The organism is Bradyrhizobium sp. B097 (assembly GCF_038957035.1).
Taxonomy (GTDB): domain Bacteria; phylum Pseudomonadota; class Alphaproteobacteria; order Rhizobiales; family Xanthobacteraceae; genus Bradyrhizobium.
Genome location: NZ_CP152412.1, coordinates 1,112,501 through 1,133,976 on the forward strand (window position 1 = coordinate 1,112,501; position 21,476 = coordinate 1,133,976).

Genomic DNA, 21,476 nt, shown 5'->3' on the forward strand with positions numbered 1-21,476 from the left:
TCCGGTGACCCAGGTGAAGGTGTCTTCGGACGCGGCCTGGATCGCGGCTTGATAATGCTTCGGCAGCGCGTTCCATTTGTCCTTGTTCAGCACATTGTGGCCCTGTCCGGTGCCTTCCCACCAGCCGGGGTAGTAGTAGAATTTCGCGACCTTGACGAAGCCGAGCTTCTCGTCGTCATAGGGCCCGACCCACTCGGCGGCGTCGATGGTGCCTTTCTCTAGCGCCGGATAGATGTCGCCGCCGGCGATCTGCTGCGGCACGCCACCGACCTTGGCGATGATGGTGCCGGCGAAGCCGCCGACGCGGAATTTCAACCCCTGCAAATCCGCCATCGACTTGATCTCCTTCCGGAACCAGCCGCCCATCTGGGCCCCGGTCGAGCCGGTCGGAATGCCGACGCAATTGTATTCCGCAAGCAGGTTGTTGATCAGCTCGCTGCCGCCGCCCCATTGCAGCCAGGAAATATGCTGGCGCGTGTTGAGGCCGAATGGCAGCGCCGTGCCGAAGGTGAAGGCGGGATTCTTGCCCCAGTAATAATACAGCGCGGTGTTGCCCATCTCGACCGTGCCGTTGGACACGGCGTCCAGCACCTGCAGGCCGGGCACGATCTCGCCGGCGGCGAAAGACTGGATCTGGAAACGGTTGTCGGTGATTTCGGCGACGCGCTTGCAGAAGAATTCACAGCCGCCATAGAGCGTATCGAGCGCCTTCGGCCAGCTTGCCGCGAGCCGCCACCTGACCTCCGGCATCGATTGCGCGACCGCGGGCGCAGCGACCGCCGTCGCAGCCAGCCCGACGCCGCCTGCCCTCAAGAAATCACGACGCTTCATGCGTATTCCTCCTGTGTGCCGATGCCTCGACAAGGGGAACGATCTTGATGCCGTCTTTCTTCGCCGATCGATCGACGTTGCTGTGATGAATGTGTCCGGTGGCCCTCGACGGGCTCTTGTGTATGGAAATCCGAGCTTTCGGTTCCACAGGTCAGGATGATCGTTTGCCGGAGGAAATCAAGCGCCCGCCTTCGTTGCAGTTGCGAAGGAAAATCGACGCTGCTGGTCTCATCTGATACCTGCCGGTCATGCCGTGATCTGCTACGCAGTGCAGGTGAGTTGATGGGAGTTCAAGGACATGGCCAACAAGAAAGTCGTGGTCGCCGGCGCGACCGGCCTCGTGGGCAACGCCGCCTTGCGACACTTCGGCGCATCCGGCGATTGCGAGCGCATTGCGCTGTCGCGGCGCAAGCCGCGCGATCTCTACGGTGCGCAGCACGTGCGAATCGACCTCACCGGCGCCGAGGATTGCCGCCGCGCCGCGGCCGAGCTCGCCGGCGCAACGCACCTGATCTATGCCGCGCTTTACGAAGCGCCGAGCCTGGTCGACGGCTGGCGCGATGCCGGGCAGATCGAAACCAACGACCGGATGCTGCGCAACCTGATGGGCGTGCTCGAACCCGTCGCGCCCGATCTCAAGCACGTTGCACTGTTGCAGGGCACCAAGGCCTATGGCGTGCATGTCCGGCCGCTCACGGTGCCGGCGCGCGAGGGCCGTTCGGAAATGTACGAGCAGCCGAATTTCTACTGGGCGCAAGAGAATTTTCTGCGCGAGCTACAACGCGGCAAGAGCTGGCACTGGAGCATCCTGCGGCCGGTGCTGATCATCGGCGAAGCCATGGGCGGTGCGATGGATCTGATCCCGCCGCTCGGCGTCTATGCGGCGGTGCTGCGCGCGCAGGGCAGGCCGCTGGATTATCCCGGCGGTGCGCCGCGCGTCGCGCAGGCGGTCGACGTCGATCTCCTGGCGCGCGCGATCGCCTGGTCGGGCGAGGCCGAGACCGCGCGCAATGAAGCCTTCAACGTCACCAATGGCGACGTCTTCACCTGGGAAAATATCTGGCCGGCGGTATCGGATGCCCTCGAGATGGCGCCGGGCCGCCATGTGCCGCTGTCGCTGGCGCAGGAGTATCCGAAATGGATCGCGCTGTGGGACGAACTGCGCAGGAAGCACGATCTGATCGCACCTGGCTTGGAAGAGTTCGTCGGCCTGTCGTTCCAATATGCCGATTACAGCATGCGCTACGGGCAGACTGAATCCGGTCCGCCCTCGATCGTGTCGACGGTGAAGATCAACCAGGCCGGCTTCACCGAGATGATGGATACCGAAGCCATGTTCCGCAAATGGTTCAAGCTGGCGAAGGCGAGGCACCTGTTGCCGTGAGTCGTTCGGCGGTGCTCTCTCTTCTCCCTCGCCCCGTTCTTACGGGGAGAGGGTTGGGGTGAGCGGCCTCTATCCGGCGAGCACCTTGCTGCTTGTCGAGCACCGCGCCTCGCCCCTCACCCGGATCGCATCTTTCGATGCGACATAGCCGAAGCTACGCTTCGGCGTTCTTGAGAACGGCCGCCAAAGGCGGCCTACGCCTCTCCCCGCAAAGCGCGGGGAGAGGTGAAGGACGTCGCTCCGCTGGAATGAACAGCAAAAAAGCGCTACCGCGAAAACGCCTGCTCCATCGCCTTGCGCGTCTTGATGGTGTCGTTGCTCTCGTCGACCTCGACGTCGCTCCAGCGCACGACAGCGCCATGGGCGATGTCGTTCTTCAGCTTGACGCGATGCGCGAGCCCGATCGGCAATGCGCCGGCGGCGAGGCTGGCGGAGGCGGGCATCAGCTTGCCCCATACCGTGTAGCCACCTTCGCCGTCGAGCATCTCGCCGGCGCGCAGATTGCGTTTCGCCACCGCTGCGACGTCGCCGCGGAAGCCGCGCGGCTGCCCGGTCGGCTCGTTGCGCAATGCCACCGAGAGGACGGAGATATTCAGCTCGAGCCCGATCAGATGATACGGCTTGTACATCGCCGCATAGCGGCCGGACGCGTCGGTCTTGAGGCCGTACTGCCTGAAGCAGTCCGCGGCATAGTCGTTCGGCGCCTCCAGCACCACATAGACACCCCAGCGCAGATCACGAAACACCGGACGCCCGTCGCGCTCCAGCGACGACACCACCTCGACGATGCCGGATTTCTCCAGCACGCCGCCTTTGTCGCGCGGCCGCATCACATGCGGCAGGTCGTCGACGCCGCAGGGCGGAAACAGCAAGCCCTCCGACGGCACGTCGAGCGTGCAGGCATTGGCGATCGCCGCCATCTCGATCGCGGATTTGGTGCCGTCGAGGAAGGAGTTGAACATCTGCGGATTCATGCCGGCGGATTGCGCCTCGCCTGATGTGAGCCCGTAATGCTGCCACACGCCTTCCGGCGTCACGTCGTGATAGGCCGGCAGGTATTTGGTACCCTTGCCGGCGGCGACGACGCGAAAGCCAGTCGCACGCGCCCAATCGACCATCTCCGCGGTCAGCGCCGGCTGGTCGCCATAGGCGAGCGAATAGACCACGCCGCCCTTGCGCGCCTCCTCGGCGAGCAGCGGGCCCGCCAGCACATCGGCCTCGACATTGACCATCACGACATGCTTGCCGGCCGCGATCGCCGCGCGGGCATGGCGGATGCCGACGGCGGGATTGCCGGTCGCTTCCACCACCACGTCGAACGCACCGCCGGCGATCGCGCGCGCGCCGTCATCGGTGAAGGTGGTCGCGCCGATCCGCGCGTCGTCCCAGCCGACCGTGCGGCACGCCTCGCGCGCGCGGTCGCGGTCGAGATCGACGATCACGGGCACCTCGAGCCCCGGCGTGTGCGGCACCTGCGACAGGAACATCGAACCGAATTTTCCGGCGCCGATCAGGACGACGCGAACCGGCTTGCCGGCGGCGGCGCGGGTTTTGAGGAGGTGGTGCAGGTTCATTTTGCTTTCCAAACAAAAGGGTCATTCCGGGACGACGCGCTAGCGTCGAACCCGGAATCTCGAGGTTCCCCGATGCGCGATTGCGCATCTGCGGTTCGCGCTTCGCGCGCCCCCGGAACGACATCAGGGAGATTACTCCGCCGCCTGCCGTGGCGCACGCGCCAGCCGCAGCAGTGCGTCGTCGGCAACGGTCTGGATCGGTGCGAAGTCGCGGTGCGCGATGTAGTCGGGCCGCGTCGGGGTGCGGATGTAGTTCGAGACCGCGTTCAGCGTCAAATAGACGATCTTGCGCGGGTAGGGCGTGATGTTGCCGCTCGAGCCGTGCACCAGATTGCCGTGGAACATCAGCATACCGCCGGGCTTGCCGGTCGGCGCGACGATGCCGCCCTGCTTCACAAGGCGCGTCACCGTCTCTTCGTCCAGCGTCCACAGTGGGTAGGATGTGGTCTCGAGATCGTGCGACGCTTTCAGATCGCCGGCGGTCTGGCTCTGCGGCACCAGCATCAGCGGGCCGTTGATCGGCATCACCTCGTCGAGGAAGATCGCGATGTTCATCGCGCGCGGCTCCGGCATGCCGTCGTCGCGCTTCCAGGTGCCGTAGTCCTGGTGCCACTGCCAGACGTCGCCGGTGAAGGCCGCCTTCGCGTTGATCTTGAACTGATGCATGTAGACCTTCTCACCAAACAGCTGCTCGATCGGGTCGATCATGCGCGGATGCGCGCCGAGGAGGCCGAACGCCTCGTTGTAGAGATGCGCGGCGAAGGCCGTGCGCGGCGCACCGCTCTTCTCGCGCCACACCTCGGGGCGATTGGCGTCATAGATCGAGACCGCCTCGCGGGCGAGGAAATCGACCTCTTCCTGGCTGAACAGCTCGGGCAGGAACAGCCAGCCTTCGCGATGGAAAAATTCGATCTGATCCGGCGTCAGTTTCATGGTGCTTTCCTCCTGTTGTTGTTCTCTCTTCGTCATGGCCGGGCTCGTCCCCGACATCCTCGTCTTTCTGCCAGGCGGCGAAGCAAGACGTGGATGCCCGGGTCAAGCCCGGGCATGACGGCTTTGTTTGCTCACGCCGCCACGTCGATCGCCCTCAGCTTCTGTTCGGTCATCCGCCCCGCCGTCTGCGCATGCGCCAGCGCCGCAGCCTCGGCGGCGGCGGCGTTGCCGGAGAAAATATGCGCGGCGATGGTCTCGTGTTCGGTCCAGGCGCTGTCGCGGTAATCGAGCTCGGCGAGCACGGTTGCCATCGAGCGGCGCATATGCGGCCATTGTGGCGCGATCATTTCCTCGATCGCGGTATTGCCGGCCAGCCGGTAGATCGCGCTGTGGAAGTCGACGTCGAGTGCGATCAGGCGCGCCAGCGGCGCGTTGTCGTCGATCGCGCGCCCGGCTTCCAGCGCGCCTTCGAGCTGCCCACGTGCCGCGGAATCCTCTTTCACACGCGTCGCGGCAAGCCGTGCCGCCAGCGCATCGATGGCGCCGCGCACTTCATAGAGCTCGCGGATGCGCTGCGGATCGAGCTGCGTCACCTCGAAGCCGCGCTTGCCGCTCTCCGCGACGAGGCCCTGGCGATGCAACAGGTGCAGCGCGTGCGAGATCGGCTGGCGCGAGACGCCAAGCCGATCGGCAAGTTCGTTCTGGGTGATGCGCTGGCCGGGCAGCAGCGTGCGGTCAATGATCGCTTCGAGCAATCGCCCGTAGACCTGGTCGATCAGGTTCGGAAGCGGGTCCAACGGGATCATATGCCGACTGTCCAAATTGAAATACGGAATTCCGTGTTCGAAAATGGAAACTACTGCGGGTTGCAGAGGTGGTCAAGGCGGGAGTTTCCGGAGACGTTAACCGATTGAGAATTCGACATTTCTCCCGAGGTTCCGATGGTCGTTATCACATCGGTTGCGGCGATCAGTCAGCCTCAATTGCTCAGCGGAGCAAGCGGCACCCCCCTCCCTGACCCTCCCCCACAAGGGGGGAGGGAACGGAGAGAGAGCCGCGTCGCGTCCGAGAGGTGGCACCGCCGCCCCGCGAACCGGGGCGGAGGTTTAATCAAGTGAGGTGAGCACACGGGTCAGGCTCCCTCCCCCCTTGTGGGGGAGGGTTGGGGAGAGGGGTGGCCAAGGGTGGCGGCGCCAAAGATTGGCGCTGCTGTTTCAACGGATGCTGCTGCGCGCTCCCGCTACTTCGCCTTGCCCAGCTCCATCAGGATCCGCGTCATCAGATAGAGCCGCGGCACGATCGAGTTGGTGTCGATATATTCGTCGCGGGCGTGATAGCCCCAGCCGGCGAGGCCGAAGCTTTCGACCACGATGGCCTTGCCGCTGCGCGCGGCGTAGCCGGCGTCGGTCGCGCCGCCGGTCATTTCCGCGATATCCAGCGTGCGGTCGAGTTCCGCATAGATCGCCTGTCCCTGCTTGGCGAGCGCGCGGCCGCCATCGTTCGCGACGAAGGGCGGGCGGCCCGCGGCGACCTTCACGGTTACCTCAGTGTCGGGGATCAGCTTGTCCTTCACCTTTTCGTCGAGTGCCGCCTGCAGTTTTTGCACGCCGTCCGGAATGGTGAGGCGGATGTCGGCGCCGGCGCTGGCGTGATCGGGGATCTGGTTGCGCACGGTGCCGGCCTTCGCGGTGGTCCAGTTCAGCTGCGTGCCCGGGATGGATTTCGCAACGTCCTGGGTCTGCAGCAATTGATGCGCGAGCTCGATCAGCGCGTTGCGGCCGAGCTGCGGCGCAGCGCCGGCATGCGAGGCCTTGCCCTTCACGTCCATCGTGCCGGTCGCGGTGCCGCTGGCGCCGAGCAGCAGGCTTTCGTTCTTGGCCACCGGCGGTGCCACCGTCGGCTCGCAGGACAGCACCACATCGTGCTGGTCGGCGAGCTCGGAGATGATCTCGCCGGAGCCGATCGAGCCGACCTCTTCATCCGGATTGAACGACACGGTGAGTTTTGCGTAGTCGCGCCAGCCGGTATCTTGCAGGATCTTGAGCGAATGCAGGATGACGGCGATGCCGCCCTTGTCGTCGGCGATGCCGGGCCCGTAGATCCTGTTGCCGTCGACCTTGTAGGGCTGGCTGTCGAGGATGCCGTGCTCATAGACCGTATCCATATGCGCGATCAGCATCAGCTTCCTGCTGCCGGTGCCCTCAAAGGTGCCTATCACCATATCGGCGCCGGCGCCCTTCGTGGTCTTGCGCCGCTCGGTCTTGGCGCCGAGCGCCTTCAGCCGCGCTTCGGTGTAGTCGGCCATCTTCTTCAAGCCTTCGACATCGCTGGAGCCCGATTCGATCAGCACCATGTCGTGCAGGCTCTCGATCACGGCCGGCTGGGCCTGCTCGGCGGCCGCGCGCAGCTTTTCATCCGCAGCGGCAAAGGCGGAAGAGGGGGCGAAAGCGAGCGAAAGCAGGCCGGCCGACGCAAGCAATTTGATGGATAGTTTCATGATTGTCCTCCCTGTATAGCGCAGGGAAGACACTAACATCGCAGCCTGTTCGCCTCTAGCTGCGATCAACTCGGATCGAGCACCTCGACATCGAAGGTCTCGATCTGCGCGGGCTCGGCGGTCGCGTCGATCGCCGCGATACGGTCGCCTGAAATCGTGACCCGCAGCACGATGCGCAGCGCGCCGCCAAAGATGACGGCAACGCCGATCTCGCCGTCGACCAGCGCTGTCTTCGCGGCCTGCGCGCGTCCCTTGAAGCTTTCGGCGACCGCTGCGGCGCCGCGGATGACCGGCAGCGAGCCGAGCCGCTGCGCAGCCTGATCGGCGCGTACCACGACGTCGGGCGCGAGCACGGCAAGCAGCCCCTCGAAGTCGCCGTTGCGGGATGCCGCGAGGAAAGCCTCGACGATGCCGCGCTGCCGGCTTAGATCGGCATCCGGCGCGGGCGGCGCGCCCTGCACGCGGCGTCTGGCGCGGCTCGCCAGTTGCCGCGCGGCGGCCGGCGTGCGTCCGACGATCGGCGCGATCTCCTCGAACGGCACCGCGAACATGTCGTGCAGCACGAAAGCCAGCCGCTCGGCCGGCGCCAGCGTCTCCAGCACCACCAGCAGCGCCGCGCCGACCGAGTCGGCCATCTCGGTTTCGCGCTCGGACGGATTGTCCGCGATCGGCTCCGGCACGTGCGGCCCGATCGGCTCCTCGCGGCGCGATTTGCGCGAGCGCAGCATGTCGAGGCAAATCCGCGCGATCACCGTGGTCAGCCAGCCTCCGAGATTGTCGACGGCAGCAGTGTCGGTGCGGCCGAGCCTCAGCCAGGCCTCCTGCACGGCGTCGTCGACCTCGGCAGTCGAGCCCAGCATGCGGTAGGCCACGGCCCGCAGGCGCGGCCGGTTGGCCTCGAACTGTTCGGTGAGAGAATTTTTCTCGTCCATCGGTCACATTCCCTTTGTCCGCTCCGTCATGGCCATGACGAACGAAAGTGGGCCGATGTGACAACAGATCGGCACGGCTTCGTCAAAAGGCAAATCAGGAGAGTGACATGATGAAAGCCCGCATGAACCACCCGGTGATGGTTGTTCCCGATGCCATGAAGGCGCTGCAGGCGCTCAGCGAGAGCACCAAACCGGCGCTGCCGGAAAAGCTGCTCGAATTGGTCCATCTGCGCGCCAGCCAGATCAACGGCTGCAGCGTCTGCGTCGATATGCATCCCAAGCTCGCCCGCCGGGCCGGCGAGACCGACGAGCGGCTGTTCGCGGTCGGGGCCTGGCGCGACACGCCGTATTTCACCGAAGCCGAGCGCGCCGCGCTGGCGCTGACCGAAGCGGTGACCCGGCTCAGTGACCGCGAGGATCCGGTGACGGATGCGGTGTGGGACGAGGCGGCGAAGCATTTTGACGAGCAGCAGCTCGCGTCCCTGGTGCTGGGGATCGCTGCGATCAATGTCTGGAACCGGCTGAACGTCGCCGTGCGGCAGCCGGTTGGTGTTTGGAAGGTGTGAGCACTAGAGACGCGCTGCTCGTGCCGCTTGCTCACTGCACCTCTCCCCTTGTGGGAGAGGGATAGGCCGCCATCGGCGGCCGTTCTTAGAGGGACGCCGAAGCAGAGCTTCGGCTATGTAGCATCGACAGATGCGATCCGGGTGAGGGGTCTGTCTCCGCGGAGAGAAACCCTTCACCCGGCACGATGTCGCTACGCGCCATCGCGCCACCCTCTCCCACAAGGGGAGAGGGTGCACTACCTATGCGGCCAAGAACTCCAGCACGATCTCGCAATAGCGTTGCGGGGCCTGCTCGAACATCGGGTGCGTGGTGCCGGGGATCATCTCGGTGCGCGCGCCCTTCACATTGGCGGCGAGTGCGTGCAGCACCTTCGGCAGCACGCCCTTGGTGTTGGCGCCGCCGATGAACAGCGTCGGCGTCTTGATCGCCTCCGCGTCGGCCTTCGAGAACGGCGGGCGCTGATCGCGGGTCTGGCCGATGAGCGTGGTCGCGTTGTCGCGCAAGAGCTGTTTGGAGGTTGCCGGAATCCGCTTCCACGCGCCGGGCCCTTCGAGTGCGTCCATGAAGATCTGCAAGCCGCCGTCGATGTCGCCCTTGGCGATTTCAGCGGCACACGCCGCGAAGCGCACTGCTAGCGGCGAGGGGCCCGGCTTGAAATCGGGATCAAGGCTCTCGTCGAGCTCGCCGCCGGGCTCGGCGAGGATCAACTTGCGCAGCAGGTCGGGCCGCCGCTGCGCGACACGGAAGCAGATATGGCCGCCGCGGGAATGCCCCATCAGGTCGACCGGTTTGGTGTCGAATGCCTCGATGAAGGCGATGACGTCGTCGACATGCTGCGCGATCGAATAGGTGTCGCCAACGCCGTCCCAATGCGCCGGGAAGAAATGCCGCAGGCTGACCGCGATCACGCGATGCCGCCGCGTCAGCGGGCCGAGCACCGCCGACCAGATCCGGAAATCGCACAGTGAGCCGTGTACGCAGACCAGCGGCGGGCCCTCTCCGATATCGAGATAGGGCATGTCGAAACCGTTGACGTGGAGGCTGTGCATTTGGGGCTCGCGGAGGGGAGGAGATGTTGTTGATTTAGCCCAAGTTCCCACGGAATTCGGGTGGATAGCAACATTCTCCAAGCCTAGATTTCAGATCAGCAACAGGCTCGCATGCGTGAGCCCAAACGATATGAAGGAACATCTGGAGCGAGCCATGACCGGCCAGCATTTTGCAATCTTCGAAACCATGATCGGCGCCTGCGGCGTCGTCTGGGGCGAGCACGGCGTCACCGCCGTGCAGCTGCCGATGGGCACCGAGGAAAAGGCCCGCAAGCGCATCTTCCAGCGCAACGGCGACGTCACCGAGGCGGCACCGCCGGCCGAGGTGCAGCACGCGATCGACGGCATGATCGAGCTGCTCGCCGGCAAGCCGAACGACCTCGCCGACATCGTGCTCGATCTCGACGGCGTGCCCGAATTCAACCGCGGCGTCTACGACATCGCGCGGAAGATTCCGCCGGGCAAGACCGTGACCTATGGCGATATCGCCAAGCAGCTCGGCGGCGTCGAGCTGTCGCGCGATGTCGGCCAGGCATTGGGCCGCAACCCGTGCCCGATCGTGGTACCCTGCCACCGGGTGCTGGCGGCCGGCAACAAGCCGGGCGGCTTCTCGGCCAATGGCGGCGTGGTGACCAAGCTGAAGATGCTGCAGATCGAAGGCGCGGTGGTGAACCACACGCCGAGCCTGTTTGATTGAGCGGAGGTCACCCTCCCCTGGAGGGGGAGGGTCGGCTCACACGAAGCGTAGCGCAGTGTGAGACGGGGTGGGGTGATCTCTCAACACGGGCAGCACCCGATACGAGAGACTTTCACCCCACCCCGCCGCTCATTTCATTCGCGTCGACCCTCCCCCTCCAGGGGAGGGTGACGCGAGCAAGCGGCTTCAGCTACACCGTCTCGCACACAAAGCCGTTGCCCTTCCGCCTGATCTTGCCGACCGTCGGCGAGGGGAAGTGCGCGGGGCAGCACAGCGTGTCGGTGTCGCAGTAGCGCTCGAGGAAGCTGCGCCGCGTCTTCGCGGCCTGCGCCGGGTCGACGTCGAACTTCGGCGACAACTCCGGATAGAGCGTCTGGATCGGCGAGTGCATCAAATCGCCGGAAAACACCGCATCGTCCTTGCCGCGACCGAAGGTGAAGGCGACGTGGCCCGGGGTGTGGCCGGGCGTCGGCAGAATGCGGACGTGATCGCCGATCGCAAAATCATTGCCGACGAGGTCGGCCCGCTTGGCTTCGACCACCGGCAGCACGCTGTCGACGAAGGGCGGGACCTCTGCCTTGGCGTTGGTCTCTGTCCAGTAGTCGAACTCACCCTTGTCGAACACGTAGCGCGCGTTCGGGAAGGTCGGCACCCAGCGGCCATTCTCGAGCCGGGTGTTCCAGCCGACATGGTCGACATGCAGATGCGTGCACATCACATAGTCGATGTCGCCGACCGAAAAGCCCGCCGCCGCGAGGCCGCGCAGATAGTTGTCGTCGGTCTTCATGTTCCAGCTCGGCCGCCCCGGCCGCGGCTTGTCGTTGCCGATGCAGCTGTCGATCAGGATGGTGTGGTGCGGCGTCTTCACGATGTAGGACTGGAACGCCAGGATCAGCGTGTCGCTGTCGTCGAGTGCGCCGGCCGCTTTCATCCAGGCGCGGTTCTCCGCGAGCAGCTCCGGCGTCAGTCCGGGCAGCATGTCGTGCGCGGGCAGGAACAGCCCTTCCTCCTCGACGATGCGATGAATGGTGAGATCGCCGGCGGAAAATTTCAGGCTCATGATGATTCCTTGGCTGAGGTCAGTGCGCGTCGCGCACGGCGGGAATGTTGATGTTGGCGAGGATATCCATCGCCGCAAGGTCTTGCTCCGGCGGGCTGTACCGGGCTGCCGTCATCATCATCACAAAGTCGAGATCGGAGACAGTCAGCGCGAGCACCAGGCTCGCGCTGAAAATCGAGAGGTGGGGACGCATTCGCGCATCATCATTCTCCCCGCGCTTTGCTTTGCTACGCCGCAGGCGGTGCTGAAATCTTCACCGACGGCCGCTCCAGCATTCTCTGGTAGAACGCGTCGAGCTTGGGATAGGCCTTGCGCCAGCCGCAATCGGCGAAGCGGAAATCGGCGTAGCCGAGCACGCAGACGAGGCCGATCTGCGCGATGTCGAACGACGAGCCATCGAGAACATCCGGCCGGTTCTCGAACCGCGCCATGCCGGCCCAGGCCCGGTTCCAGTGATCGTCATACCAGGCCTGCCACAGCGAGCCCTGCGGCCGCACCATCTTCTCGTAGCGGCACAGCAGCATGGAATCGAGCATGCCGTTGAGCAGCGAATGATCGGTCTTCAACTGCCAGCGCCGCGGACCGTAGCCCGGGATCAGCCGGCCGCCGCCGATCTCATTGAGATATTCGACGATGACGTAGGAATCCAAGATGACGTCGCCATGGTCGAGGATCAGCACCGGCAGTTTCTTCAGCGGCGAGATCCTGGAGTATTCGTCGTTGGCCGTGCCCGGCGCGACGCTGGCCGGCACCAGCTCGATCTTGTCGATCAGGCCGAGCTCGATCGCCGCGATGCGCACCTTGCGGGCGAACGGGGAGGCGGGAGAGAAGGTGAGTTTCATGGGAGGCCCCTCTTCTGTCGGATTGGATCGTCATTGCGAGGAGCGAAGCGACGAAGCAATCCATTGATCCGCTCGTGTGGACAGATGGATTGCTTCGCTTCGCTCGCAATGACGGGTGGTGCTAGCCGAGCCTCACGCCGCGACGATTTCCTGGCGCTGCTCGCCGAGGCCTTCGATGCCGAGCGTCACGACGTCGCCGACATTGAGGAAGGTCTGCGGCTTCATACCGAGGCCGACGCCGGGCGGGGTGCCTGTCGTGATGATATCGCCGGGCAGCAGCGTCATGAACTGCGAGACGTAGGAGATGCATTTCGCCATCGTGAAGATCATGGTCTTGGTCGAGCCGGTCTGGCGGCGCTGACCGTTGACGTCGAGCCACATCGACAGGTTCTGCACGTCGGCGATTTCGTCCCTGGTCGCGAGCCATGGGCCAACCGGACCGAAGGTGTCGTGCGACTTGCCCTTGGTCCACTGTCCGAGGCGCTCGGTCTGGAAGTTGCGCTCGGAGACGTCGTTGCAGACGCAATAGCCGGCGACGTGGTTGAGCGCGTCGGCTTCCGAGACGTATTTGGCGCGGGTGCCGATGATCGCGGCGATCTCGACTTCCCAGTCCAGCTTGGTCGAGCCGCGCGGCTTCTCGACGGCATCGTTCGGGCCGGACAGCGAGGTATTCGCCTTCATGAAGATGATCGGTTCGGTCGGGATCTGAGCGCCGGTTTCCTTGGCGTGGTCGGAATAGTTCAGGCCGATCGCGACGAACTTCGAGATGCCGGTGACCGGAGCGCCGAAGCGGGGCTTGCCGGAGACGGCGGGCAGGGAGGCGGGATCGAGGGCGGAAAGCTTCTTCAGCGAGTCCGGCGTGTAGGCGTCGCCGGTTAGGTCCTTCAGATGGGCCGAGAGGTCGCGGAGCTGGCCGGATTTATCGATCAGGCCGGGCTTTTCAGCACCCTTTTCGCCATAACGAACAAGCTTCATGTTGATCACTCCCTACGATGTCTTGAGGATTGTTACTGGTATACCTCGACACGCTTCATGGAACAGCGCGCCGGGAAATTCAACCGCCTGTCGCCTCAGGCATTGCAGCCATCACCTGCCAGCGTAGCCGTTTTGGGCCGGCTCTTTCAAACGCCGGTCATGATCGCGGACGCGGCGCGGCTAGCATCCGCGTGAACATCTCCTCCAACAGCCGGCACGGCGGCTCGGGATCGCGGGTGCCCGCGACGATCGCGTCGTCGACCACGGCATGCATCCCATCGAACACGATCAGCGCCGCGCTGCGGGCGTTCGGGAACGCCCAGACGCCGGCTTTCCGGCCGTCTTCCAGCACGGCGACGACCTGCGCGATCACGTCGTCCTTTTCCTGTGACTGACGCTGATGATGCGGAAAGTCGTGAAACACGACGTCATGCAGCTCGACATTGGCAAGATAGGTTCCAACGGCGCCGCGCAGCCAGGCGGAGAGCCGCCCGGCGTGATCGTCCGCGGCACGCTCACTGATCGAGGCGGCAACACGGGCAACGAAATCCTGCGTGAAGCGCGCGCGCAGGGCGATGATCACATCCGCCTTGGTCGAGAAGTAATGGTAGAAGGTGCCCTTCGCGACGCTGGCCCGCCTGACGATGTCGTCGATCGTGGTGGCTTCGATGCCCTTCGCGATGAACAGCGCCGCTGCCGCCGACATCAGGTCGTCCACCCTGACCTCGGCGGGCCGCGTACGCCGCCAGTGTTGCGATGTACCGCGCGTGGCCGCCGCCTGCCGCTTCCCGATCATCCCGTCAGCATCCATCCAGACCTGATATCCGATTCTGAGATCGCATATTTAGAATGACTTTGAAATAGCTTAGATTCGTTGACCGACCGTCAGTCGATAGATATTTGAGCCCCGCTGCCGTCCTGATCGACCCGATCAGCACGGTCAGGTGTCGTCATCATGAGGAAGCTTGCATGAAATTCTTTCGCGAAGCCGAGCCCGGCATCTTCATCGCAACCGGCCGTCTGCAAACCGAGCAGGACGGCTGCGACTGGACCGCGGAATACACCGAGCTGCTTGCCGCGAACCGTCCGCTCGCCGTCATCGTCAATATCAACGATCAGCCGGAGGTCGCGGCCGGCAAGCCGATGGTGCTATGGATGAAGGCGCGCAAGGCCGAGCTCGGCCGGTTGATCCGGGTCACCGTCTACATCGCCGATGACGACGAGGAGCGCGCCGAGCTCGAGCGCAACCTTCCGGGCAGGGCCAAGGCCTTGCCCTATCCAGCCGCGATCGCCGCGAGCGAAGCCGACGCGCTCTTCCTCGCGCGCGCCAGCCTGATCTAGGAAACGAGGCTGGATCGGAATAGTAACCGCGAAAAAACTGCGCTCCCTCTCCCGCTTGCGGGGGAGGGCCGGGGTGGGGGTCTCGCCGCGAGTCACCTAGTGGAGAGAGCCCCCACCCGCCGCGCTACGCGCGTCGACCTCCCCCGCAAGCGGGAGAGGTGCAGCGAATCTGCAGCCCCACTGATTCAACCAAGAAGCTTTACGCTCTATGCCTCGAGCGCGATGAAGCTGAACGCGTCGCCGTCGCGCTTGATGTGGCCGGCATTGAAATGCCCGCCGATCACCAGCGTCGGCGTGTCGGCAAAGCGCGAGAACAACTCGCGTCGTGTCACCGCCGACTGCTTCTGGTCGGAGTCCGCGGTCGAGGACCAGTCGAGGTGATACATCTGGCAGGGATGATGCGCGACGTCGCCGGTCAGCAGTCCTTCCGCGCCGCCGGACTTGATGTGGATGCTCATATGGCCGGGGCTGTGTCCCGGCGTCGGGATCAGCGTGATCTCCTCGGTCAGGCGATGATCGCTCGGTACCAGCTCGGCCTTGCCGGCATCCGCGATCGGCTTCACTGAGTCGGCGAACACGGCAGCATGCGCTCCATCGTTGCTGTGGTCGCGCCAGTGCTCGAATTCGGTCCTGCCGAACACGTAGCGCGCATTGGCGAAGGTCGGCACCCATTTGCCGCCGGAGAGTTTCGTGTTCCAGCCGACATGGTCGACGTGCAGATGCGTGCACAGCACGGTGTCGATGCTGTCAGGTGCAAAGCCGGCCGCGGTCAGCTTCTCCAGGAATGGATCGCTGCGGTTGTTCCAGGTCGGCACGTTGCGGCCCTGCTTGTCGTTGCCGAGCCCGGTGTCGACGATGATGCGGTGCTCCGGTGTCTCCACCAGCAGCGAATGGATCGACATTTTCAGCCGGCCCTCCTCATTGGCGAAATGCGGGATCAGCCAGGGCAGGCTCTGGATCTCTTCCCTGCCGGCCAGCGGCAGGATGAAGCGTGTGCTGCCGACGGTCTCGAGCTCGACGACTTTTGTGATCTTGACCTTGCCGATCGTCCAATGCATGCGGCGTGTCCTCGGTTTTTGTTTGTGGCCGGATCATGCGGGTTTCCGCGCGCCGGGAGAAGAGAGCGCGTGCCTGTCACCGCGCGCAGTCGACGATCACGGTGCCGATCTTGTCGCCCTTCTCGACGGCGAGATGGGCCTCGGCGGTCTCCGCCAGCGAAAATTGCCCGGCGATGTTGTGCACGCGGGTGCCTGATTCCAGCCATTTGGTGATGTCGGCCTGCGCGGCGGCGAGCAGCGGCGGCGGCAGCGCGAACAACACCAGCGAACGCACCGTGATGCACTTCTCCATCAATTCGCGCACCGGCAGGGTTGGCGTGCGGTTGCCGTTGGTGGCGTAGACCGCGATGGTCGAGTTCAACGCCATGATCTTCAGCGTGGTCGTGAGGTTGCCGCCGAAATCGACGTCGATCACGCGGTCGACGCCGCGGTTCTCGGTGAAGGCCATCACCTTGGAGACGACGTCCTCGGTCCGGTAGTTGACGACGGTGTCGGCGCCGGCAAGCCGCGCTTCGACGTCCTTGACCTGCGAGCTCACGGTCGCGATCACGCGCGCGCCGCCCCACTTGGCGAGTTGCACGGCATAGTGGCCGACCGCACCGGCGCCGCCGGTGACCAGCACCGTTTGCCCGGCGACCGGACCGTCGGCAAACAGCGCGCTCCACGCTGTCATGCAGGGGATGCCGAGCGTTGCGCCGGCTGCGAACGACACGTCCTGCGGCAGCAGCGTCACCAGGTAATCGGCGAGCGTAATGTATTCAGCCGCCGTGCCGAAGGCGCGGCCATTGCGCTGGCCGTTGAACAGCCAGACGCGATCGCCGACGGCAAAACGCGTCACGCCTTCACCGATCTGGTCGATGATCCCCGCGCCGTCGCTGTTCGGGATCACGCGCGGAAATTCCATCGCGCGATAGTTGCCGTTGCGGCGGCCGACATCGGCCGGATTGACGCCGGAGGCCTCGAGCCGAACCCGGACTTCGCCGGGGCCGGCGTCGGGCGTCGGCATTTCGCCGACGGTGAGCACCGTCGGCGCCGCGCCGGTTCGTTCGTACCAGACCGCTCTCATCTAGCGCCCCTTTCCGAAGTTCGTGAACTCATCCAGCGACCTCTTGCGCGAACTTCGGAAAGCAAGAGGGCGCTAGCAAGAGTCATGAGTCTCTAGTGCCGCTTGACCGATTTGAAGTTCCCAATCGGCCTCGCCGCATACAGTGCAGGAACTTCAAATCGGCGGCACTAGAGCGTGCCGGGGAAGGCGCCGCCGTCGAGCAGCAGGTTCTGCCCGGTGATGAAGCCGGCCTTGGCGCCGCACAGGAAGGCGCAGGCGTAGCCGAATTCGTCGGGATGGCCGAAGCGGCCGGCGGGGTTCAGCTTGGCGCGCTCGGCCAGGACCTGCTCGGTCGAGATGCCGCGCTTCTCGGCCTCGGGCTTTGCGGTGCCGCGCAGACGGTCGGTCTCGAACGGGCCCGGCAGCAGGCCGTTGATCGTGACGTTGTTGATCACGGTCTTGCGCGACAGGCCGGCGACGAAGCCGGTGAGGCCGGCGCGGGCGCCGTTCGACAGGCCGAGGATTTCGATCGGCGCCTTCACCGCGGCCGAGGTGATGTTGACGATGCGGCCGAACTTGCGCGCCATCATGCCGTCGACGGTCGCCTTGATCAGCTCGATCGGCGTCAGCATGTTGGCGTCGATCGCCTTGATCCAGTCGTCGCGGGTCCAGTTGCGGAAATCGCCGGGCGGCGGGCCGCCGGCATTGTTGATCAGGATGTCCGGATCGGGGCAGGCCTTGAGCACGGCTTCGCGTCCCGCCACCGTCGTGATGTCGCCGACGATCTCGGTGACGGTGATGTCGGGATGGCCTTTACGGATCTCGTCGGCGGTCTGCTTCAGCGCCTCGGCGCCGCGCGCCGTCAAGGTGACGTGCACCCCCTCATTGGCGAGCGCAATCGCGCAGGCGCGGCCCAGTCCCTTGCTCGATGCGCAGACGATGGCGCGGCGGCCTTTGATTCCAAGATCCACGAGTTCACTCCCTGTGATGTCGGGTTGGTTTGTAAAGCTTCGATGGCGCCAGTCTAGCCAAGCCCGGCGGCGCCGGTAAGGGACGTGCAATGCATAAGTGCATGCCGGGCAGGAACAGAGGGGCGAACGCGATGGGTTAGATGCGCTGCTCGCGCCGCAGCCGCTCGATCGCCATGGTGGCTTCGGGGGGCAGCGACCGGAAACCGGCCTGTCCGGCCGCGGAGAACAGCGGACGCAATTGCGATCCGTTGAGGAATTGCGGCTGCCTCGCCAGCGGCACCAGCTGATCGAACACCAGCACCAGCGTGGTCACGACAAGTCCGACCCTGATGGCGCCGAGCAGCGCGCCGCCGAGCCGGTCGCCGATCCCGATCTCCGAGCCGATCGTGTCGTCGAGCATCGTCCGCGCCATCTTTCCGAGGATGACGCCGATCAGAAGGAACAGGCCGAACAGCAGCACCCCGTTGGGCGGGAACGGCGAGGACGGCAGCGTCGCGATGTGCGGCCCGATTAGCGCCATTGCCGCGACTGCGAGCGGCATCGCGACGAGATAAGCCAGGATGGTGACCGCGCTGCGCAGCAGGCCGGTCGTGAAGCCGGTGACGACCGCGAACAACAGACCGAGCGTCACGACGATGTCGAAGAGGTTCATGGATAAGGATTCCTGCCCCAATCTCCTGCGGTCCCCTGGTTGATCAAACCTGCTTACATCAGGGACAATTGTCGCTATCACTCGTCCGCTTCAATCCGGGAACCTGCCGATGTCCGACCTATTCGATGTCAGTAAAGAAATCATCCTCATCACCGGCGCCTCGCAGGGGCTGGGGCGGCAATTCGCCCGCGTGCTGGCGGCGCATGGCGCTGCGGTGGTGCTGGCGGCGCGCCAGACCGCGAAGCTGAAAAGCCTCGCAGAGGAGATCAAGGCCAAAGGCGGCCGCGCAGCCGCGGTGCAGATGGACGTTGCGGATATTTCAGGCATTGCGAAGGCACTCGACGCCGCGGAAGCCGCGCTCGGTCCGGTCTCGGTGTTGATCAACAATGCCGGCATTGCGATCGAGAAGCTTGCGACCGAGCAGACCGAGGCCGATTGGGACGCCGTGATCAACGCCAATCTGAAGGGCGCCTATTTCCTCGCGACCGAGCTTTCGCGGCGCATGATCCTGCGCAAGCAGCCGGGCAACATCATCAATGTCGCGTCCGTGCTCGGGCAGGGCGTGCTCAAGGCGGTCTCGCCCTATGCGATCTCCAAGGCCGGCATGATCCAGGGCACCAAGGCGATGGCGCTGGAACTCGCCGGCAACAACATCCGCGTCAACGCGCTGGCGCCGGGATATATCGACACCGAGATGAACCATGATTTCTGGTCGACGCCGGCGGGCGAGCGGCTGTCAAAACGGATTCCGCAGCGCCGCGTCGGCGCCGAATCCGATCTCGACGGCGCGATCATGCTGCTGGCGTCGAGCGCGTCGCGCTACATGACCGGAACGGTGGTGACGGTCGATGGCGGGTTTTTGCTGAACTGACTTCGCAGCCCGGATGACGCTGCTGTCATCGCCCGGCCTGTGCGCAATTGCGCACATGGACCGGGCCATCCAGTACGCCGCGGCCCTTCGGCTCAAGCACCGCGGTCTCTGGAATACTGGATCACCCGCATGCGCGGGTGATGACACCACGTGATGTGGCGCCTTGAATCGAGAACCATCCTCATCGTCGTCCCTGCGAAAGCAGGGACCCATAACCACAACTGCCAATTGTTGGCCGATGTCGGAACGGCGAGTCCCTGCAACAAGGTCCGCCGCGGCGTATGGGTCCCTGCTCCCGTGCGCAATTGCGCACCAGGCAGGGACGACGTGTCGCAGACTCACATCACGATTTCGGAATAATGGAAAATTACCGCTGAGTTGCCCGACGAGTCAAGCTGCTATGTCGAACGCCGGCAGCCGCCGGCTACTGTGCATGGGGTTGTTTTCGATATTTTGGCAGTGCGTCCCTGCGACGGCAGTCTCATAGAGTGGGCAAGGGCGCTCTCGCGCCGTGCCCACCCTGCGCATTTAGTCATCCAGCCCGCATCTCCGCCTTGATCATGTCGGCGGCCTTCTCGCCGATCATGATGGTCGGCGCGTTGGTGTTGCCGCCGATCAGGGTCGGCATGATCGAGGCATCGACCACGCGCAAGGCCTCGAGCCCGTGCACGCGCAGCTTCGGATCGACCACCGCAAGCGGGTCGCCGGTGCCCATCCTGCAGGTGCCGACCGGATGATAGACGGTGTCGGAGCGCGCCCGCAGGATGCTGCGGATGTCGTCGTCGGTGCGGACATCTGCTGTGAACATGTCCTTCTGCTGCAGCGCGCGCAGCGCCGGCGTGTCGAGCAGCCGCTTCGTCATCTTGAAGCCTGCGACCATGGTCTCGACGTCGCTGTCCTCGCCGAAGAAATTCGGATCGATCGCGGGGGCTGCAAGCGGGTCGGCGCTGTTCAGCCACACGCTGCCGCGGCTTGCCGGGCGCAGCAGGCAGACATGGCAGGAGAAGCCGGTGCCCCAGCGCGGCTTGCGGCCGTGGTCTTCCACCATGGCCATGCAGAAATGCAGCTGGATGTCGGGGACGTCGAGCTCAGGTCGCGTCTTCAGGAAGCCGCCGCATTCGGCGACGTTCGAGGTCATCGGGCCGCGCCGCTCGCGCCGGTATTGCCCGATGCCCTTGAGGATCCGCCCGATGCCGCTCCACGACAGCCCCGAGAAATAGGGTGCGTCGGAGGCGAAGCCGAACACGAAATCGGGGTGATCCTGCAGGTTCTGTCCGACACCCGGCAGGTCATGCACGCTGGCGATCCCGTGCTTGCCGAGCGCCGCGGCGTCGCCGACGCCCGACAGCATCAGCAATTGCGGCGACTGGAACGCGCCGGCCGAGAGGATGACCTCGCGCCGCGCGCGCAGCACCTTCTTCTCCTTGCCTTGCATGTATTCGACGCCGACGGCACGCTTGCCCTCGAAGATGATGCGGGTCGCCTGCGCCTGCGTCTCGATGCGCAAATTGGGCCGGCGGCCCATGTGGGGATGGATGTAGCCGCGCGCCGCGCTCCAGCGCTCCCCATTCCTCTGGGTCACCTGGTAGATGCCGAGCCCTTCCTGTTCGGCGCCGTTGAAATCGTCGCGGATCCGGAACTGCGCCTCGCGCGCGCCCTGCAAGAACGTCTCCTTGACCGGATTGTCGGACTGTAGGCCCGTGACGTTGAGCGGCCCGCCCTTGCCGTGATATTCGCCGTCGAGCTCGGTGTTGTTCTCCGAACGCTTGAAGTAGGGCAGCACGTCGGCGTAGCTCCAGCCGGTATTGCCGAGCGAAGCCCAGTGATCGTAGTCGGCGCGATGGCCGCGGATATAGACCATGGCATTGATGGCGCTCGAGCCGCCGAGCCCCTTGCCGCGCGGCTGATAGCCGATGCGGCCGTTCAGGCCCTTCTGCGGCACCGTGTCGAACGCCCAGTTGTTGAGCTTGCTCGAGAGCATCAGAATGATGGCGCCGGGCGTGGTCACCACCCAATTGTCGTTCTTGCCGCCGGCATCGAGCACCGCGACCGAGGTCGCCGGATCCTCCGACAACCGCCCCGCCACCGCGCAGCCGCCGGAGCCTGCGCCCACCACCACGAAATCGAATGTGTCAGTCACGTATGTTTCCCCCTGGTTATTCTTCTTTGTCATTCCGGGGCGCGCGCAGCGCGAGCC

General features: G+C 64.8%; 22 protein-coding genes (1 of these 22 cut by a window edge). 5 read left to right on the top strand and 17 right to left on the bottom strand.

The annotated features are described in order from the left end of the window. A protein-coding gene (gene dctP / locus AAFG07_RS05055) for a TRAP transporter substrate-binding protein DctP (protein ID WP_342726278.1) crosses the window boundary here: on the bottom strand, positions 1-831 show its 5' portion. It extends 258 nt beyond the left edge of the window; the window shows 831 of its 1,089 coding nt (coding positions 1-831); its start codon is at positions 829-831; the stop codon falls past the left edge of the window. Between the two features lie 298 nt (positions 832-1,129). Between dctP and AAFG07_RS05060 the strand changes: the two genes are divergently transcribed. Then, positions 1,130-2,215 carry an NAD-dependent epimerase/dehydratase family protein gene (locus tag AAFG07_RS05060; protein ID WP_342726279.1) on the top strand — a complete coding sequence of 362 codons (1,086 nt, stop codon included), beginning with the start codon at positions 1,130-1,132 and terminating at the stop codon, positions 2,213-2,215. Between the two features lie 266 nt (positions 2,216-2,481). On the opposite strand, the gene AAFG07_RS05065 is transcribed toward AAFG07_RS05060, so the two are convergent. The 5 genes from AAFG07_RS05065 to AAFG07_RS05085 all read right to left on the bottom strand — a co-directional run bounded on the left by AAFG07_RS05065 (position 2,482) and on the right by AAFG07_RS05085 (position 8,151). Further along, positions 2,482-3,789 (bottom strand): Gfo/Idh/MocA family oxidoreductase, encoded by a 1,308-nt coding sequence (locus tag AAFG07_RS05065; RefSeq protein ID WP_342726280.1) that lies wholly within the window; start codon positions 3,787-3,789, stop codon positions 2,482-2,484. A 132-nt stretch (positions 3,790-3,921) separates the two neighbouring features. Further along, on the bottom strand, positions 3,922-4,722 hold the full coding sequence (locus AAFG07_RS05070; protein ID WP_342726281.1) for a phytanoyl-CoA dioxygenase family protein: 801 nt from the start codon (positions 4,720-4,722) through the stop codon (positions 3,922-3,924). Between the two features lie 131 nt (positions 4,723-4,853). Continuing rightward, on the bottom strand, positions 4,854-5,528 hold the full coding sequence (locus AAFG07_RS05075) for a GntR family transcriptional regulator (RefSeq protein WP_342726282.1): 675 nt from the start codon (positions 5,526-5,528) through the stop codon (positions 4,854-4,856). A 434-nt stretch (positions 5,529-5,962) separates the two neighbouring features. Further along, positions 5,963-7,219, bottom strand: a complete 1,257-nt coding sequence (locus AAFG07_RS05080; RefSeq protein WP_342726283.1) for a M20/M25/M40 family metallo-hydrolase — start codon at positions 7,217-7,219, stop codon at positions 5,963-5,965. Between the two features lie 65 nt (positions 7,220-7,284). Beyond that, on the bottom strand, positions 7,285-8,151 hold the full coding sequence (locus AAFG07_RS05085) for a sigma-70 family RNA polymerase sigma factor (RefSeq protein ID WP_342726284.1): 867 nt from the start codon (positions 8,149-8,151) through the stop codon (positions 7,285-7,287). 110 nt (positions 8,152-8,261) lie between these two features. Between AAFG07_RS05085 and AAFG07_RS05090 the strand changes: the two genes are divergently transcribed. After that, on the top strand, positions 8,262-8,717 hold the full coding sequence (locus AAFG07_RS05090; protein WP_207840397.1) for a carboxymuconolactone decarboxylase family protein: 456 nt from the start codon (positions 8,262-8,264) through the stop codon (positions 8,715-8,717). Positions 8,718-8,957: 240 nt separating this feature from the next. Here the strand turns inward: AAFG07_RS05090 and AAFG07_RS05095 are convergent, their stop codons facing one another. Further along, on the bottom strand, positions 8,958-9,767 hold the full coding sequence (locus tag AAFG07_RS05095) for an alpha/beta hydrolase (RefSeq protein ID WP_342726285.1): 810 nt from the start codon (positions 9,765-9,767) through the stop codon (positions 8,958-8,960). 154 nt (positions 9,768-9,921) lie between these two features. Between AAFG07_RS05095 and AAFG07_RS05100 the strand changes: the two genes are divergently transcribed. After that, positions 9,922-10,464: a methylated-DNA--[protein]-cysteine S-methyltransferase gene (locus tag AAFG07_RS05100; protein WP_342726286.1), complete on the top strand. Its 543-nt coding sequence runs from the start codon at positions 9,922-9,924 to the stop codon at positions 10,462-10,464. A 190-nt stretch (positions 10,465-10,654) separates the two neighbouring features. On the opposite strand, the gene AAFG07_RS05105 is transcribed toward AAFG07_RS05100, so the two are convergent. From AAFG07_RS05105 to AAFG07_RS05125, 5 genes are all read right to left on the bottom strand, one after another. After that, positions 10,655-11,524 carry an MBL fold metallo-hydrolase gene (locus AAFG07_RS05105; RefSeq protein WP_342726287.1) on the bottom strand — a complete coding sequence of 290 codons (870 nt, stop codon included), beginning with the start codon at positions 11,522-11,524 and terminating at the stop codon, positions 10,655-10,657. A 19-nt stretch (positions 11,525-11,543) separates the two neighbouring features. Further along, positions 11,544-11,717 carry a hypothetical protein gene (locus tag AAFG07_RS05110; protein WP_342726288.1) on the bottom strand — a complete coding sequence of 58 codons (174 nt, stop codon included), beginning with the start codon at positions 11,715-11,717 and terminating at the stop codon, positions 11,544-11,546. A 34-nt stretch (positions 11,718-11,751) separates the two neighbouring features. After that, entirely contained in the window at positions 11,752-12,366 is a 615-nt protein-coding gene (locus tag AAFG07_RS05115; protein ID WP_342726289.1) for a glutathione S-transferase family protein, read from the bottom strand. A gap of 132 nt (positions 12,367-12,498) precedes the next feature. Next, on the bottom strand, positions 12,499-13,341 hold the full coding sequence (locus AAFG07_RS05120) for a fumarylacetoacetate hydrolase family protein (RefSeq protein WP_342726290.1): 843 nt from the start codon (positions 13,339-13,341) through the stop codon (positions 12,499-12,501). Between the two features lie 157 nt (positions 13,342-13,498). Beyond that, positions 13,499-14,137: a TetR/AcrR family transcriptional regulator gene (locus tag AAFG07_RS05125; protein ID WP_342726291.1), complete on the bottom strand. Its 639-nt coding sequence runs from the start codon at positions 14,135-14,137 to the stop codon at positions 13,499-13,501. Between the two features lie 173 nt (positions 14,138-14,310). Between AAFG07_RS05125 and AAFG07_RS05130 the strand changes: the two genes are divergently transcribed. Beyond that, positions 14,311-14,682 carry a hypothetical protein gene (locus AAFG07_RS05130; RefSeq protein ID WP_342726292.1) on the top strand — a complete coding sequence of 124 codons (372 nt, stop codon included), beginning with the start codon at positions 14,311-14,313 and terminating at the stop codon, positions 14,680-14,682. A 206-nt stretch (positions 14,683-14,888) separates the two neighbouring features. Here AAFG07_RS05130 and AAFG07_RS05135 read toward each other — a convergent pair whose 3' ends face one another. The 4 genes from AAFG07_RS05135 to AAFG07_RS05150 all read right to left on the bottom strand — a co-directional run bounded on the left by AAFG07_RS05135 (position 14,889) and on the right by AAFG07_RS05150 (position 18,408). Beyond that, positions 14,889-15,740 carry an MBL fold metallo-hydrolase gene (locus tag AAFG07_RS05135; protein WP_342726293.1) on the bottom strand — a complete coding sequence of 284 codons (852 nt, stop codon included), beginning with the start codon at positions 15,738-15,740 and terminating at the stop codon, positions 14,889-14,891. 76 nt (positions 15,741-15,816) lie between these two features. Continuing rightward, positions 15,817-16,806 (bottom strand): NADPH:quinone reductase, encoded by a 990-nt coding sequence (locus AAFG07_RS05140; RefSeq protein ID WP_342726294.1) that lies wholly within the window; start codon positions 16,804-16,806, stop codon positions 15,817-15,819. Between the two features lie 167 nt (positions 16,807-16,973). Beyond that, positions 16,974-17,756 carry an SDR family oxidoreductase gene (locus AAFG07_RS05145; RefSeq protein ID WP_176533745.1) on the bottom strand — a complete coding sequence of 261 codons (783 nt, stop codon included), beginning with the start codon at positions 17,754-17,756 and terminating at the stop codon, positions 16,974-16,976. A 136-nt stretch (positions 17,757-17,892) separates the two neighbouring features. Then, the gene (locus AAFG07_RS05150; RefSeq protein WP_342726295.1) at positions 17,893-18,408 is read right to left on the bottom strand and encodes a CvpA family protein; all 516 of its coding nucleotides are present in this window, start codon (positions 18,406-18,408) and stop codon (positions 17,893-17,895) included. Positions 18,409-18,517: 109 nt separating this feature from the next. Between AAFG07_RS05150 and AAFG07_RS05155 the strand changes: the two genes are divergently transcribed. Then, positions 18,518-19,279 (top strand): SDR family NAD(P)-dependent oxidoreductase, encoded by a 762-nt coding sequence (locus tag AAFG07_RS05155; RefSeq protein ID WP_342726296.1) that lies wholly within the window; start codon positions 18,518-18,520, stop codon positions 19,277-19,279. Positions 19,280-19,811: 532 nt separating this feature from the next. Here the strand turns inward: AAFG07_RS05155 and AAFG07_RS05160 are convergent. Beyond that, the gene (locus tag AAFG07_RS05160) at positions 19,812-21,419 is read right to left on the bottom strand and encodes a choline dehydrogenase (protein WP_342726297.1); all 1,608 of its coding nucleotides are present in this window, start codon (positions 21,417-21,419) and stop codon (positions 19,812-19,814) included. Positions 21,420-21,476: the final 57 nt, after the last annotated feature.

What these genes read in the sequence shown, in the direction of transcription:
- AAFG07_RS05065 (WP_342726280.1), bottom strand. Translation starts at nt 3,789, where the DNA reads ATGAACCTGCACCACCTCCTCAAAACCCGCGCCGCCGCCGGCAAGCCG.
- AAFG07_RS05105 (WP_342726287.1), bottom strand. Translation starts at nt 11,524, where the DNA reads ATGAGCCTGAAATTTTCCGCCGGCGATCTCACCATTCATCGCATCGTC.
- AAFG07_RS05095 (WP_342726285.1), bottom strand. Translation starts at nt 9,767, where the DNA reads ATGCACAGCCTCCACGTCAACGGTTTCGACATGCCCTATCTCGATATC.
- AAFG07_RS05115 (WP_342726289.1), bottom strand. Translation starts at nt 12,366, where the DNA reads ATGAAACTCACCTTCTCTCCCGCCTCCCCGTTCGCCCGCAAGGTGCGC.
- AAFG07_RS05085 (WP_342726284.1), bottom strand. Translation starts at nt 8,151, where the DNA reads ATGGACGAGAAAAATTCTCTCACCGAACAGTTCGAGGCCAACCGGCCG.
- AAFG07_RS05130 (WP_342726292.1), top strand. Translation starts at nt 14,311, where the DNA reads ATGAAATTCTTTCGCGAAGCCGAGCCCGGCATCTTCATCGCAACCGGC.
- AAFG07_RS05060 (WP_342726279.1), top strand. Translation starts at nt 1,130, where the DNA reads ATGGCCAACAAGAAAGTCGTGGTCGCCGGCGCGACCGGCCTCGTGGGC.
- AAFG07_RS05150 (WP_342726295.1), bottom strand. Translation starts at nt 18,408, where the DNA reads ATGAACCTCTTCGACATCGTCGTGACGCTCGGTCTGTTGTTCGCGGTC.
- AAFG07_RS05070 (WP_342726281.1), bottom strand. Translation starts at nt 4,722, where the DNA reads ATGAAACTGACGCCGGATCAGATCGAATTTTTCCATCGCGAAGGCTGG.
- AAFG07_RS05155 (WP_342726296.1), top strand. Translation starts at nt 18,518, where the DNA reads ATGTCCGACCTATTCGATGTCAGTAAAGAAATCATCCTCATCACCGGC.
- AAFG07_RS05080 (WP_342726283.1), bottom strand. Translation starts at nt 7,219, where the DNA reads ATGAAACTATCCATCAAATTGCTTGCGTCGGCCGGCCTGCTTTCGCTC.
- AAFG07_RS05120 (WP_342726290.1), bottom strand. Translation starts at nt 13,341, where the DNA reads ATGAAGCTTGTTCGTTATGGCGAAAAGGGTGCTGAAAAGCCCGGCCTG.
- AAFG07_RS05075 (WP_342726282.1), bottom strand. Translation starts at nt 5,528, where the DNA reads ATGATCCCGTTGGACCCGCTTCCGAACCTGATCGACCAGGTCTACGGG.
- AAFG07_RS05135 (WP_342726293.1), bottom strand. Translation starts at nt 15,740, where the DNA reads ATGCATTGGACGATCGGCAAGGTCAAGATCACAAAAGTCGTCGAGCTC.
- AAFG07_RS05100 (WP_342726286.1), top strand. Translation starts at nt 9,922, where the DNA reads ATGACCGGCCAGCATTTTGCAATCTTCGAAACCATGATCGGCGCCTGC.
- AAFG07_RS05110 (WP_342726288.1), bottom strand. Translation starts at nt 11,717, where the DNA reads ATGCGTCCCCACCTCTCGATTTTCAGCGCGAGCCTGGTGCTCGCGCTG.
- AAFG07_RS05090 (WP_207840397.1), top strand. Translation starts at nt 8,262, where the DNA reads ATGAAAGCCCGCATGAACCACCCGGTGATGGTTGTTCCCGATGCCATG.
- AAFG07_RS05140 (WP_342726294.1), bottom strand. Translation starts at nt 16,806, where the DNA reads ATGAGAGCGGTCTGGTACGAACGAACCGGCGCGGCGCCGACGGTGCTC.
- AAFG07_RS05125 (WP_342726291.1), bottom strand. Translation starts at nt 14,137, where the DNA reads ATGATCGGGAAGCGGCAGGCGGCGGCCACGCGCGGTACATCGCAACAC.